Genomic DNA, 12,783 nt, shown 5'->3' with positions numbered 1-12,783 from the left:
AGGTCTCACATGCGCACCTACTCCCCCAGGCACAGAGTCACCATCAAGGATATGCAGACCGGCCGAGTCAAACACGACCTGACAGGGGACCTGATTACCATCGCGACCAGCAAGACCAATGGTCGCGCCTTCGGAACGTGGCAGATCACGGCCACCTACCGGCACCCGCTCAACACCATCATCGCCCCCAACGACGTGGCACTGATCGAGCTGGATGCCGGCGACGGCTCCGGAATGCAGGCGGTCATGCTGGGGCTTGTGGATCGCGTAGCCCGGTTTCAAACCGTATCCGGCGACCAACCGACCCGTGTTTGGAAGGTGAGCGGAAGCGATATGGGAAAGCTCCTGGCAAACATTGATCTTGGGTGGGACATTTCCGGCCTTGCCGCCCGGCAGCAGTTCAACCAGATCGCCGATGCTTCAGTGAACAGAATCATGCTGCAAAGCGGGACACCGGGGCAACTGGTTCAACAGCTCTTTGACGTCTTCAGAAACCAGACGAAAGGCGCGTACTACCTTCAGCACATAGACGCCGACTGGCTGAATACGGACGACTCATGGATCCTCTTCGACCCTTACCTTGCCGTAACCCGTAACACGCCTGCATGGAGCGCCATGAAGCGGGTAGCAAACGAACCATGGAACCGATTATTCACAGAGACTGATTCAAAGGGAAAGTTTCACCTTGGCCTTGAACGGCAACCCATCAAGGACAACGGCAAGCTCAACCCGCGGACTTTCCACACCGTCGATTACAGACACATCGTTGCTGAAGACCTCGGGGTGTCCGATGACAGCCGAGTGAACCTCTTGGCCCATTGGCCGGCCAACTACCAGACCGTTGCCAACAACCAGCTTGACGTCATTCTCACCCACCCGGGACTCACCAAGTACGACGAACCGTCTGCAATCGCCGCCGGTGTCCAGCCGCATGTTATCGACACACCCTTCGTTCCCAAAAACTTCTATCTCAACGACGACCCCGTTGGGCAGGGTACGGATGAGGCCATAGAGCGGGCAGAAATCTATTGGAATTGGTACCGCAATAACCACACCTACGAATCAGGAACCATTACCACCCACGGGTGGCCAGAGGTGCGAAGCGGCAACGGGTTACTCAATGAGGCCACCAACATGGAGTACCTGATAGAGCAGGTTCAGCACTCATATTGCGTGTGGCCGCAGCCGGTATTCACCACCACCCTGCACTTGACCCGGGGGCAGCAGCACGGACCAATGAAAGGAACCAGCAATGCTTAACGAGAATGGCTCACGCAATCAGGAGAGCATGAGGACGAATCCGGCCGTTCAAGAGGTCCGGGAGTGCTTCTATACCTTGCGCGGAGTAGTCCAGCCCAACGGCGTGCTGTTCAAAGACGCTCCCCTGAACAAGACCGGTCAGACCTTGGTGAATATCTCTCTCCTGGGCGGATACCCCGACATTTACCGGGTGCCCCTGGCCTGCTCGAAGGCGAACCCAGACAACGGTGAAGAGTGGACACCGGAACCCGGCGACCAGGTGTTGGTGCAGTTCATCAACGGCAGCTTTCACGCACCGGTGGTGACAGGCTTTCTCTACCCGCCGGGCAACAACCTCCAAGCCAATGTCGCCGAGGCCCCCCGCTACCATCGCCGGCGCAACGGCACGGACGAGAAGATCGAGAAAGACGGTACCCGGCGCGTCTACGTGGCGGCTGACGACATCCTGGATGTGGAGGGAGACGGAGACGTAATAGTCCGCGGCAACGTCACGGTCCATGTCTACGGTACCGCCGACATCACCGTGGACGGGGGCACTGTCATAACAACCCCAAATGCCACTGTCCACGCATCTGGCCAAGTCACTATTGATACCCCACTCACCACCTGCACAGGCAACCTGAACGTGAACGGCGGTATCACCTGCCTGGGGACCTACGGCAGCACCGGCGGGAAGATCCAGACACCCGGCGACATCAAGAGCACCGGCGGACAAGTGGGCGATAGCATCCGCAATATGTCCCAAGACCGGGCCATCTACAACGGCCACACCCATCCGGAGAACGGAACCGGTGGCGGCACCACCAGCGCGCCAACTCAGCAACAATAAGGAGAGCAGTACCCTGCACCATCACCCCCCGAGAAAGGAGAGCAAAGTGGACACACGTATCATCAGACGGAAAGTCATTTCCGCAATTTCGCGACATGCGGGCGCCATGAGTCGGGAGCAGATCGACAAGGCGCTTGAAACATGGGATCGCGCCGTAAAGCACGACCTCATGAAGAGCGGCGGCCTGACCATCGACACCACGGCGGCCGATAAGCGACGGGAAGAGCGGGAGCGAGAGGAGGCTAAACTTTCAACCAGGGGCAACGACAAGGAAACGGGCCGGTCATTCAAGATCGGGTACGGCAATGGCCGGTCCTTGAAGTATCAGATCGGCAATGACGGGGAATTGATCGTCACCCCTGACAAGCCGGGCATCTACACCCCCAACGATTACAAGGCCATGCTGAAGGCCATTACCCGCGATATTGAGAGGAGAAATCGAGCAATGGAGAAATCGAAAAAGACCGGTACACGCTGGAGCCGCGCCCCGATGTTGTTGCAGAAGCCCCGGACAATAGCGTCAAGGCAATGGGAGCAACCGAAGCCGCCGAAAGCCAAGGCAGAGCCGCCACGGGTGGAAACCAAGATGCAGGAACAACCGCAGTCAGTCACACAACCGCCGCAAGCACCGCTTGATTCTCGGGGTAGATATGACCTGTCCAGGCTGAACGGCCACCAGATTGCAGCCATGAGGAACGGGCTGGATCCTATGACGCCAGGGGTTGAGAGCATGACGGCACAACAAATGAAGGCACTTGCCGCAGAACAGGCAGCGGCATCCGTCGCCGGACTTGCGGAAAGGGCTGGCCTGGCATACGTCCGGGACCCTCGCCAGCGTAGATGGTAAGTAGTTCACCACATGCAATGGCCGGGCTTCCTCCCCGGCCTCTCCTTTTCCCCGCCGACTCCTCCCGGCGGGTTTTTTTTCGAGAGGGGCTACACGCTAACTTGTTAAATTGATTCATATTGATTTGCATTGTTTGATATACGCAACATAACTATTTAATTTAATTGCGTTTTTGTATTGACCACCTAAGGGTTTACTGATACCTTTTAGTTCAGATTGATGCAAATGAGGAGGGGCGACCATGTTGTGCATAGCGATTACCATTTCAACGCCAGCCGCCCGCATTGCCATACCCCGGACCACCGTCCACGTCGTCAACGGTGACGACCTTCAGCCGCGCCAAAGAGTCATGTTCAAGCCCAACGGCGCGCCACGGAAAAGACGTGGAACCGTCATAGGCCGGGACGCCTCCGGCAACTGGCAAATTGAAGGCGCCCGCCAAGCGCACACATTCGCCCCTGAGCGGTTCACCCTCACCCGTGAGCAGATATGGACCTCCGAGGAGCACGAGGCCCAGAAGCGGCAAGCGAAGGGCACCAGGGAGGCGACTTCGAGTCATGGCCGGACCCTGACAACCGACGAGAGCAACCGCCGGGCGATTCGTGGATACCGCGCCCTTGGGATCGCCGAAGACCAGATCATGAGCAACCCGCGGATTCTGGAAAATGCCCGCGCCGCCCTGGCCGCCGTCGCCTCCCGTAACAAAAACCTCTCACCAGCATTCACCGTGTCCGGCGGCACTCTCCGCAACGATGACCCGGAGGCCATGGCCCTTTACAGCGAATACGTGACCGCCGCCATTACCAACCTTCGAGGCCTGACAGCTACGGCGCCACGGGAAGACCTGGACGCCTTCCGCACTTACCTTGCCGGTGAAGACGTGGCAAGCCGTATCGCTTACAACATCCTCCGTTCCGGCCGCACCGCCGCCATTCGCTACCTACGCCGACAACACGATGAGCAGGCGCGGGACCAGGAGTACATTACGACGGCTGAAGACGACAACCTGTCAGGTATGCGGCGCGTTGCCTCCACCGTAGCCCATTCTCCCTACCACGAGAGCGACCTTGCCCGGAAGATCGCCATGGAGCACGCCATAGAGAAACAGCTCCACAAGGTTGACCCCTTCGCGGCCGACCTGATTCGTCGCAAGTTCGCCCTGGGGGATTACGACCAGGAGCAGAGCAACGAGCAGATCGCCCGGGAACTGGGAGGGACCTGGAACCGGATGAAGGTAGGGACCGCCGTCAAGGATGCCCTGCTCAAGTTCGCCCGCACGGAGGGAACGGAGGCGTTGCGCGGGTTCCTGAAGAACGTGAAGGACTGGACGACAACGAAAGGAGGAGAGTAATGGAGAATGCCGAATTCTGCGCCCTCGTGGGGATGATGGCCGACTACCTCACCAAGCACCCGAAGGACGGCGCCGAACGCCTACGGGAGTTTCTGGGGAGCGGGGACAAGCTGCTTTCAACGGATGACGTGATGGAGTTGACGGGATGGAGCCGCGCCCATGTGGTCAGGCTGTGCAAGCAAGGGTTCCTCCCCCACATTCCCAGTAACCCCCACAAGTTTCTTCGTGGGCCGCTCATGCAAGCGTTGCACGAGTTGCAGCGCGGCGGTGTGTACGGACGACAGAAGACCAGAACCAAAACCACCAGGACCAAGAAAGGAGCATGACCATGGATTGCATTTGCAAGCGGAGGGATTACCCGGAATTGGCAGAGAAGGCGGAGAAGGCGGCCGGCGAGATTCGGCGGGAGATCATGGAGCTAAGAGACCAGCTCACCGCAACCTTGACCCCGGAGCAGCGGGCTATTTTCACGAAGCTGGATGACTTGACTGTTGCCGAGGGCGCGGTGTTGCAAGATGGAATGGCGCGGGCTTTGTGTGGGTGTCCGGAGTGCAAGGGGTTGGCGGTAGCGGCGTAGAGGGGCGTCCTGCATCATATTGTGCAGCGGGCTTTACGGAAGCAGAGCAGTTAATTTTGTCGGAAATGAAGGAGGAAATGAAGATGGAAAATTTATCCGTTGGGGATCTAGTGCGGCTCAAATCAGGCGGGCCGACGATGACGGTATCCGCTCCTGTTGAGCCTTTCGGGACTCACGACCCCGAGGTTGTATGTGATTGGTTCTCAAAAGACAAGTTTTTCCGAGAAACCTTTACAATCACCACTTTGGAAAAAGTCGAAGCAGTCGAAGCGTAACCCCCTACACCAAACGGCCGCCTCAGATCGGGGCGGCTGGTCCTCGCGACGGGCAGCTCGTCAGGCACCACTGTTCGGCGTTGTCGAAGTGGTTGTAGGCACGGCTGTTGCGCGGTTGCCCGAAGGGGGCTTGCATCATATTATGCAGGGGCCTTTATGGAAAATCAGGACGCCCCGTACACGGCTGGTGTGACTCTTGCCCTTTGGCAAGCTCCCCAGATTGCCCTGCGGGGCGTTCACTAACCTCATGTTTCTAATCAACCGAGTGCCCCGCAATAGGCTGGTGTGAGTCTTGACCCTTGGTGAGCTCCCCAGAGATATTACTTGCGGGGCACTTCTGTTTGTGACCGCTACCCCGCGGTTTTGCGGTCAATGCTACCGTTCCCCTCGCCCCCGTCCGCCTGTTTCGGCTTCCTCTCCGGCTTCTTGCTCTTGGGGCAGATCCTCCCCCATCCTCCGCACCTGCTCTATGGCGTCCTGTACCATTTTCAGCTTCGCAGCCTGGATGTCTTTCTTGTTCACGAGCTTCCTCCTCTTCGCTTTCAGCAAAAAAGCACCGGTGCAGTGTGATGAGGTGGGGCCGCTGTCAGATCGGGGCGGCCTTTTTCTTTTTCGTCAAGGCGAGTGCTCCGAGGCCGGCGCCAAGGAGGAGGGCAGTTGCAGGTTCTGGGACGGGAGCGGGGTCAGAGACAGGGACATTCAAAGCGTCAATAGTAATTTCATCAAGATACAAGTCTGTGGGGATTGGGCCAGTCCTCCAGCTTCCAAGGACCATGAGAGAAATATGATTGAAAGGTATATCACTTTCGACAGTATACAGACCATTGGTGTACATATTTTGAACCAAAGCAACAGGGTTCACAACGTATGCGTAATCTGAATATGCAGAAACGAACCTCCACGCATAATCGGACCCTGTAAAAATTTTGACTGATGCAGTTTGGGCATGGTACGGCAAATCAACCTCAATTATCGAAGATCCACCCCATCCGGAAGATGTGAAAAGCTGCCGGGATCCGTTTTTATAATAATCTCTTATTTGCAGCGGCCACCCAGAAAAAATGAATCCATCAACGTCAACCCGCTCGGTAAATCCCCCTGTGGCTAAACCATCAAAATTCACTGTAATGGGCAGACCAAACGCGGGATTAACTGAGCACAGCAATAAACATAACAGCAGTAGCACCCTTTTCATTTCCCCCCCCAGATTTCAGATTATTCCATTCAATATCATCCTAGCGCACAAACAAGAGGTTACACCAGAGGTTACACAAAGCCGTATTAAGAAAAAGGGCCTACAACACTAAGCTGTAAGCCCTTTATTTTATTGGCGTCCCCGAGACGATTCGAACGTCCGACCCCTTCCTTAGGAGTAAGGGAAGTTCACTTTAACATAGATTCCTATTCATATCAATAAATAACACATTCATTTGTAATATCATTTACTTACACAATTAGGTATGCTATTCTTATTTACGTTTGTAGCAGCATGTTTCTATCATTATCAGCATACCGGAGGTTCCACAGAGGTTCCATGAAATTCACTGACCGGTACATCCAATCCCTCAAACCAAGGGAGAAAGAATACTGTATCCGCGAAAGCCACGGTTTCACAATACGCGTTCTCCCGACCGGATGCAAGACTTTCCAGTATATCTATACACTTGCAGGTAAGCGCCGACGATTCAACTTGGGGCACTATCCAGCAACGACATTGTCAGAAGCACGGGAAAAATTTCGTGCTGCCGCCAACCAGGTCAGTAAAGGTGTAGACCCGCAATCTCCTCCACCCGTTGTTGTCGAACCCGAACAGCATACCGTGAAAGATCTGGTTAAAGACTACCTGGAGCATCTGGAAAAGTCTGCTGCCAAAACATATCTCAAAACCGCCAGTCTGACATTGAAGAACGATGTGCTGAAAAACTGGGAAGATCGCCAGGTCGGGAGTATCCGCCGTCGCGATGCCATATTGCTGGTAGAGGATGTCGCCTCCCGGGCCAAGGCCCAGGCCCTTGGCGTCCTGAAACACGCAAGAGCCATGTTCACCTATGCCCTGCATCGTGAACTTGTTGACTTCAATCCTTTTGCCGGAGTATCGGCCGCCATCCCTGATGTTACCCCGAATTCAAGAGAGCGGGTTTTGTCGGATAACGAAATGAAACTCATCTGGAACACTCTGTCCGACAAAGACAGCGCCGGAAGCCTGATTGCTCGCAATGCATTACTTCTTATACTTGTTACTGCTCAACGGCCCGGTGAAGTAGCAGGAATGGCCAAGTCGGAAGTTGACAAAGAATGGTGGACCATCCCCAAAGAGCGGGCAAAGAACAAAGAGGAACACAGGGTATATCTTACGCCGCTGGCGCAACGACTTCTGCCGAAGTTGATCTGTCCATGGTATTTCCCGTCTCCGGATCTGGAGTCACCTATCGGGCGCCCTGCTCTCTCCCATGTTCTCACCAAACAGCCTAAAGACAAGGAAGGAAAGATCACCCGGCAGCAATACCTCGGGCTGCCCCGGTGGACACCTCACGACCTGCGCCGGACGGCTGCCACCAAGCTGTCGGAACTCGGTTGTCCGGATGAAATTATCGATGCCATCCTGAACCATGTCAAAAAAGGCGTGATCGGCGTCTATAATCGCAACAAGTACGATAAAGAGAAAAAGAAATGGCTGCTTAAGTGGGCAAAGCACCTTGAAACCCTGGTCAGCAACCCAGCAGACAAATAGCTCTCACAGATTCAAGTAACCAAGTGAGTGGTAGTGAGACCTTCTCTGCCAGCGGATCATTTCAACTGTCTTCATTCTGCAACGCCCCTTCCACCGCCTCCCTGACGAACTCATACTTCTGCATCATCCTCAGCAGATCAAGGGCCGTCATGCCCGTATCCTTGTAATACCAGTTCCGTGCCCGCTCCACGGGTATGTTGAGGTCGCGAGCCGCCTGTTTCGTCGTGATCTTTCGCTTCCGTAGCAACTTCACAATATATCTCGTCAGGTCACCATTGTTGAGTTCATTTTTGTGGCAAATCTGCCACAGAATCTTTGTAGACATACGCCCCTAGTTGGTTGAAAGTATTACCGGAATATTCTGATGTGTAATTAAGGAGATATCCGGAAATGCACCAAGCGGGAACGGCATATACACCGGCTGATATCAAAAGCCTGCGCCTGAAGGGTGCCATGTATATCCGCATGTCCACAGAGTTGCAGGTGGAGTCGCCGGAAAATCAAGAGCGGGCAATACGTACCTATGCCGCTGAATACGGCATTGAAATCGTCAAGACCTATGCCGATCTGGGTGTCAGCGGGATCAACACTGAAAAGCGGGAACAGTTTCAGACCTTGATTGATGATGTAGAACAGGGGCGGAACGGATACAACATTGTCCTGTACCTGGATGAAAGCCGCTGGGGACGGTTTGTAGACAGCCGCGAGGCTGAGTATCACCGGATGAGGCTGGAACGCAGAAACGTCGTCTGCCAGTCCTGCGAAAAGCCGGTGACGCTGACCAGCAACCTTGCCGACCGGATTATGACCCTGCTGCGGGATGAAAGCGCCAGCGACTACTGCCGCCAGCTCTCTCAGAAGGTATGGGCGGGACAATGCAACCTGGTGGCGAAAGGATACCGGCAGGGAGGCGTGGCGGGATTCGGGCTACGGCGCATGCTGTTGGACGAGGCAGGAAGACCCAAGCAGGAACTGGCGATGGGGCAGCGGAAAAGCCTGCTCACCGAGCGGGTGATCCTTATGCCGGGGCCGGATGAGGAATGCCGGACGGTGCTCTGGATTTATGACCAGTTCATCGCCGGGAACAGCGAAACTGACATTGCGGCACAGTTGAACGCACGAGGCGTGAATACCCATTTCGGTCGCCCCTGGTCGCGCGGAACTGTGTGCGAGGTGCTGACCAATGAGAAATATGTCGGTAACAACTTGTTCAATCGCACGTCGGGCAAGATGAAGAGCAGAGCCAAGCCGAATCCGGAAAGCGAGTGGGTGCGGAAGGAGCACGCCTTCGAGCCCGTAGTGAACATGGAGCGTTTCTACACCGTTCAGGGGATTTACCGAGAGCGAAACAAGAAGGCTACTGACGAAGAGCTGCTGCAGGGGCTACGGGATTTATACGCCAGGCAAGGACGTCTATCGGCGCTGATCATTGATGAAGCTGATTTCCTGCCTCCCAGCAGCCTGATCAGCAATAGATTCGGCGGGCTGCTGCGGGTCTATCAGATGATCGGCTATACTCCGAAGCGCGACTATCAGTATGTTGCCATCAACCAGCGGCTGCGTTCCCTCCATGCCGAGATCGTGGCCGATGTCGTCCGCGATATTGAAAACCTCTGCGGCAGAAAGATTCCTATCGACCCGGAAAGCTGCCTGCTGGAATTGAATCACAATCTGTTCATTTCCGTCGTCATCAGCCGCTGCTTCACCACGCCTTCCGGAACCAGGCGTTGGAAAATCCGTTTCGACAGCGGTCTCCGTCCCGACGTAACCGTAGCAGTACGCATGGATGTTCGTAATGAAGCGATCCAGGATTACTACATCCTGCCCGCGTTGGAATTTTCGGACGGGCAGTTGAAGCTGTCGGAGGAGAACGCGGGATTTATGGACGGCTTTCGTACCGACACATTGGATTACTTGCTGAAGCTGAGCGTCAACATCTCTCTCGACAAGGCGGTGCACCATGGAGCATGGGGCCATAGCGCTTATTCCCATTGAAGATATTCACATCCTGAATCCGCGGGTGCGCAATCAGATCATTGCCGAAGAAATCCGGCAGAACATTCGGAGCATCGGACTGAAAAGGCCCATCACGGTCGCTCCCCGGAAAGATACAAAAAACGGCAAGAAATATGACCTCGTGTGCGGCCAGGGGAGGATCGAGGCCTTCGTTGCCGCCGGGGAAACTGAAATCCCCGCTGTCATTCGCGAAGTAAGCGAAGAAGATGCGCACATCATGAGCCTGGTGGAGAATATCGCCCGACGCAACAACAGTGCCCTGGAACTCCTGCAGAGTATCAAGTATCTGAAAGGCCAGGGGTACGCTGACGATGCCATCGCTGCCAAAACCAACCTTGGCAAAGACTATATTCGCGGCATCATCCGTCTGCTCGAAGAGGGGGAAGAATATCTGGTCAACGCCGTGGAAAAGGGGCGAATTCCGTTATACCAGGCACTGAAAATCGCAGCGGAAGATGACACCGCCGTACAGACTGCCCTGACGGAAGCCTATGAATCGGGGGCCTTGACCGGGAAGAAGCTGGTCGTTTTGCAAAAAATCATCTCCAGGCGGAAACATTACGGCAAAGGACTTTCAGCTCCACACCGTGAAAATGCCAAAGTCTCCGCGGAAGATCTGATTGCAGCCTATGAGAATGGCGCCCGAGAGAAGAAACGGCTTCTGGCCCAGTCTAACTATATCAAGGATGTATTGGACTACACGGCCATGGCTCTGCGCCAGTTATTGACTGATGTCCATTTCACCAATCAGCTGAAGGCCGTCGGCATGAATGAAATACCTCTGCATGTAACGGATCTTCTGAAAAGGTAGCGGCGATGGCAAATATAATAAAGCAGGGATTCCAGGAAAAACTGATCGAACTTGCCGTGGAGGAGTTGCTCACAACCAAAAGCATTTCCATCTATGCAATGAAATGCAGAAAGTATGGCCAGGTCCTTTCCTCCATCCGGGAGGTGGGACTTATCGAAGCCCCTGTGGTCGCTCCAATCAAGAAAGGAAAAGGCTATCTCCTGCTCGATGGTCATCTGCGGATCATGGCCTTGAAGGAACTGGGAGTGGAACGGGTCTCCTGCCTGATTTCCACCGATGACGAGACCTATACCTACAACAAGTACATCAATCGGCTTTCAGCAATTCAGGAACACCGCATGATAATGAAGGCCATACAGTCAGGAGTTTCGGAAGAAAAACTCGCCAGGGCCTTGAACCTTGATATCAGCACCATCAGGAACAAGAAGTGTCTGCTTGAGGGCATCTGCCCCGAGGCTGTCGATCTGCTGAAGGATAAGGTTGTGCCGGAACCGGTATTCAGGGTGTTGAAAAAAATGAAGGCGCCCCGGCAGATTAACGCCGCCATGCTGATGAATGACCAGAACAAGTTCACCTCCAGCTATGCCAAGGCCCTTCTGGACGCAACACCGGCGAATCAGCTTGTCAATAAAGGAAAGCCGAAAAAAGAGACTCCGGCGATACTGGCCCGCCAGGTTCGCCTTGAGGAAGAGAGTCTTGCCCTGTCCATGGAAATAGGCTCATTGAAGGAGCAGTACGGTACAGCAATGATCGACATGACATCTATGCAGGCATATCTGAAAAGTATGCTCGGCAACGAAGCGGTTGCAAAATATCTACGTGAATTTCATGGGCCTATCCATGACAAATTCAAGCAAATAGCTGAGCTTGACTTTTTCAGATTGAAAAATATGGAGTGAGAAAGTTCAATTCATAGCCAGGTTCAGCTTCAGGTAACGGCGGTCGCTTGGATACTTTGCCAACGACAAGCTTTGCCCAGTAACCTCTTTTGGGTCGGAGAACATTCAGGCGTGTACAGATACAGGCAAGGAAGCTCGACGACACCTTGTATCAAGGCGACAGTGGTCATTGGCTCCGCCCAGACCTCTTCATACAACCGTTCCCGGCTGACCCTGGTATCCTCTTTTTCTGTGATGGTTTAACTTCCATGTTAATCTCGGTAACTCTCCAAGTTTCGATCAAAATATGAGACCTCATTTACTATACAATTAAGCAAAAAAAACAACAGTTCTTGTTGCTTTTAATGTTTATTTGCTGTACTAAATGCGCATGGCAATTTCGCACTACATTGATGATCTGCTTGCACAGGGGACTTATTGTTTCACTGGAGTTGAGGCGGCCCAGACGCAAGGCACCAGCGTCATTGCTACCCGTGCGGCGCTGCGCCGTTTGCGTCACAAGGGTGAGATTGCTATGCCGTTTCGAGGTTTCTATGTGATCGTAACCCCCGAATTCAGGAACCTGGGATGCCTACCCGCCAATCACTTCATCCCTGCCTTGATGGCTCATCTGGAAGAGCCCTATTATGTCGGACTACTCACCGCTGCTGAATACCACGGTGCTGCTCATCATCTCCCTCAAGTTTTTCAAGTTGTGGTGCAGCGATCTCGTCCTGGAATCGCCTGCGGAGGTGTACGAGTCGACTTCATTACCCGGAAAAATGTTTCTGTAATTCCTACTCAGGATTTCAAAACTCCTCGCGGATATTTGAGAGTTTCAAGCCCTGAGGCCACTGCTTTTGATCTTGCAGGTTATCCTCATCATGCAGGAGGTCTTGATAACTCGGCAACGGTTTTGACCGAACTGGCTGAATCCTTGAATGCCAAAGAACTGGTTCGCATCGCTGGCCTGTCGCCAATCGCGTGGTCACAACGACTTGGATATTTAATTGAACATGCAGGAGCAATAAAACTAGCCGACGCCTTGGCAAAATATGTAAGCAGTAAAAGTCCGGTATCTGTTCCACTTTCCCATTCTGTAACTTATAAGGGAGTAAAGCTGGATCGCCGATGGCGTCTTTATCCCAATGAAACGGTAACATCTGAAATTTGATTCATCAAACCACTGGATTACAATAATGATATCT

15 protein-coding genes are annotated in these 12,783 nt (G+C 54.0%); 12 read left to right on the top strand and 3 right to left on the bottom strand.

Annotation, left to right across the window (positions count from 1 at the left end; translation table 11 throughout):
- Nucleotides 1-9 precede the first annotated feature (9 nt).
- From JZM60_RS12695 to JZM60_RS12665, 7 genes are all read left to right on the top strand, one after another.
- On the top strand, nucleotides 10-1,260 hold the full coding sequence (locus JZM60_RS12695; protein ID WP_207162808.1) for a hypothetical protein: 1,251 nt from the start codon (nucleotides 10-12) through the stop codon (nucleotides 1,258-1,260).
- The gene (locus tag JZM60_RS12690; protein ID WP_207162807.1) at nucleotides 1,253-2,089 is read left to right on the top strand and encodes a phage baseplate assembly protein V; all 837 of its coding nucleotides are present in this window, start codon (nucleotides 1,253-1,255) and stop codon (nucleotides 2,087-2,089) included. The genes JZM60_RS12695 and JZM60_RS12690 overlap by 8 nt, the downstream gene beginning before the upstream one ends.
- 46 nt (nucleotides 2,090-2,135) lie before the next feature.
- On the top strand, nucleotides 2,136-2,936 hold the full coding sequence (locus tag JZM60_RS12685; RefSeq protein ID WP_207162806.1) for a hypothetical protein: 801 nt from the start codon (nucleotides 2,136-2,138) through the stop codon (nucleotides 2,934-2,936).
- 241 nt (nucleotides 2,937-3,177) lie between these two features.
- Nucleotides 3,178-4,287: a hypothetical protein gene (locus JZM60_RS12680; protein WP_207162805.1), complete on the top strand. Its 1,110-nt coding sequence runs from the start codon at nucleotides 3,178-3,180 to the stop codon at nucleotides 4,285-4,287.
- Nucleotides 4,287-4,613, top strand: a complete 327-nt coding sequence (locus JZM60_RS12675; protein WP_207162804.1) for a MerR family transcriptional regulator — start codon at nucleotides 4,287-4,289, stop codon at nucleotides 4,611-4,613. Before JZM60_RS12680 ends, JZM60_RS12675 begins: the two co-directional genes overlap by 1 nt.
- 2 nt (nucleotides 4,614-4,615) lie before the next feature.
- Entirely contained in the window at nucleotides 4,616-4,864 is a 249-nt protein-coding gene (locus tag JZM60_RS12670) for a hypothetical protein (protein WP_207162803.1), read from the top strand.
- 77 nt (nucleotides 4,865-4,941) lie between these two features.
- A complete protein-coding gene (locus tag JZM60_RS12665) occupies nucleotides 4,942-5,139 on the top strand; it encodes a YodC family protein (protein ID WP_207162802.1) in 198 nt (65 codons plus the stop codon).
- A 375-nt stretch (nucleotides 5,140-5,514) separates the two neighbouring features.
- On the opposite strand, the gene JZM60_RS12660 is transcribed toward JZM60_RS12665, so the two are convergent.
- Together JZM60_RS12660 and JZM60_RS12655 are read right to left on the bottom strand one after the other, a co-directional pair.
- A complete protein-coding gene (locus JZM60_RS12660) occupies nucleotides 5,515-5,661 on the bottom strand; it encodes a hypothetical protein (protein WP_207162801.1) in 147 nt (48 codons plus the stop codon).
- Nucleotides 5,662-5,725: 64 nt separating this feature from the next.
- Nucleotides 5,726-6,262 carry a PEP-CTERM sorting domain-containing protein gene (locus tag JZM60_RS12655; RefSeq protein ID WP_207162800.1) on the bottom strand — a complete coding sequence of 179 codons (537 nt, stop codon included), beginning with the start codon at nucleotides 6,260-6,262 and terminating at the stop codon, nucleotides 5,726-5,728.
- A 411-nt stretch (nucleotides 6,263-6,673) separates the two neighbouring features.
- Here JZM60_RS12655 and JZM60_RS12650 point away from each other — a divergent pair, with 411 nt between their 5' ends.
- Entirely contained in the window at nucleotides 6,674-7,870 is a 1,197-nt protein-coding gene (locus tag JZM60_RS12650) for a tyrosine-type recombinase/integrase (protein WP_207162799.1), read from the top strand.
- Nucleotides 7,871-7,931: 61 nt separating this feature from the next.
- Here the strand turns inward: JZM60_RS12650 and JZM60_RS12645 are convergent, their stop codons facing one another.
- Entirely contained in the window at nucleotides 7,932-8,195 is a 264-nt protein-coding gene (locus JZM60_RS12645; protein ID WP_207162798.1) for a hypothetical protein, read from the bottom strand.
- A 65-nt stretch (nucleotides 8,196-8,260) separates the two neighbouring features.
- Between JZM60_RS12645 and JZM60_RS12640 the strand changes: the two genes are divergently transcribed.
- The 4 genes from JZM60_RS12640 to JZM60_RS12625 all read left to right on the top strand — a co-directional run bounded on the left by JZM60_RS12640 (nucleotide 8,261) and on the right by JZM60_RS12625 (nucleotide 12,749).
- A complete protein-coding gene (locus tag JZM60_RS12640) occupies nucleotides 8,261-9,865 on the top strand; it encodes a recombinase family protein (RefSeq protein ID WP_207162797.1) in 1,605 nt (534 codons plus the stop codon).
- Complete coding sequence (locus JZM60_RS12635) at nucleotides 9,831-10,697, top strand: ParB/RepB/Spo0J family partition protein (protein ID WP_207162796.1); 867 nt, start codon at nucleotides 9,831-9,833, stop codon at nucleotides 10,695-10,697. Before JZM60_RS12640 ends, JZM60_RS12635 begins: the two co-directional genes overlap by 35 nt.
- Nucleotides 10,698-10,702: 5 nt before the next feature.
- A complete protein-coding gene (locus JZM60_RS12630; protein WP_207162795.1) occupies nucleotides 10,703-11,596 on the top strand; it encodes a plasmid partitioning protein RepB C-terminal domain-containing protein in 894 nt (297 codons plus the stop codon).
- A 370-nt stretch (nucleotides 11,597-11,966) separates the two neighbouring features.
- Nucleotides 11,967-12,749 carry a type IV toxin-antitoxin system AbiEi family antitoxin gene (locus JZM60_RS12625; protein WP_207162794.1) on the top strand — a complete coding sequence of 261 codons (783 nt, stop codon included), beginning with the start codon at nucleotides 11,967-11,969 and terminating at the stop codon, nucleotides 12,747-12,749.
- Nucleotides 12,750-12,783 lie beyond the last annotated feature (34 nt).

It is taken from the genome of Geobacter benzoatilyticus (assembly GCF_017338855.1).
In the GTDB taxonomy this organism is placed as follows: Bacteria; Desulfobacterota; Desulfuromonadia; order Geobacterales; family Geobacteraceae; genus Geobacter; species Geobacter benzoatilyticus.
The sequence above is the reverse complement of the archived record's forward strand: the minus strand, read 5'-3'. Positions and strand labels throughout refer to the sequence as shown.

Bases quoted from the DNA above. Each gene is read 5' to 3' on its own strand.
- JZM60_RS12695 (WP_207162808.1), top strand. From the start codon at position 10: ATGCGCACCTACTCCCCCAGGCACAGAGTCACCATCAAGGATATGCAG.
- JZM60_RS12690 (WP_207162807.1), top strand. From the start codon at position 1,253: ATGCTTAACGAGAATGGCTCACGCAATCAGGAGAGCATGAGGACGAAT.
- JZM60_RS12680 (WP_207162805.1), top strand. From the start codon at position 3,178: ATGTTGTGCATAGCGATTACCATTTCAACGCCAGCCGCCCGCATTGCC.
- JZM60_RS12675 (WP_207162804.1), top strand. From the start codon at position 4,287: ATGGAGAATGCCGAATTCTGCGCCCTCGTGGGGATGATGGCCGACTAC.
- JZM60_RS12670 (WP_207162803.1), top strand. From the start codon at position 4,616: ATGGATTGCATTTGCAAGCGGAGGGATTACCCGGAATTGGCAGAGAAG.
- JZM60_RS12665 (WP_207162802.1), top strand. From the start codon at position 4,942: ATGAAGATGGAAAATTTATCCGTTGGGGATCTAGTGCGGCTCAAATCA.
- JZM60_RS12650 (WP_207162799.1), top strand. From the start codon at position 6,674: ATGAAATTCACTGACCGGTACATCCAATCCCTCAAACCAAGGGAGAAA.
- JZM60_RS12645 (WP_207162798.1), bottom strand. From the start codon at position 8,195: ATGTCTACAAAGATTCTGTGGCAGATTTGCCACAAAAATGAACTCAAC.
- JZM60_RS12640 (WP_207162797.1), top strand. From the start codon at position 8,261: ATGCACCAAGCGGGAACGGCATATACACCGGCTGATATCAAAAGCCTG.
- JZM60_RS12635 (WP_207162796.1), top strand. From the start codon at position 9,831: ATGGAGCATGGGGCCATAGCGCTTATTCCCATTGAAGATATTCACATC.
- JZM60_RS12630 (WP_207162795.1), top strand. From the start codon at position 10,703: ATGGCAAATATAATAAAGCAGGGATTCCAGGAAAAACTGATCGAACTT.
- JZM60_RS12625 (WP_207162794.1), top strand. From the start codon at position 11,967: ATGGCAATTTCGCACTACATTGATGATCTGCTTGCACAGGGGACTTAT.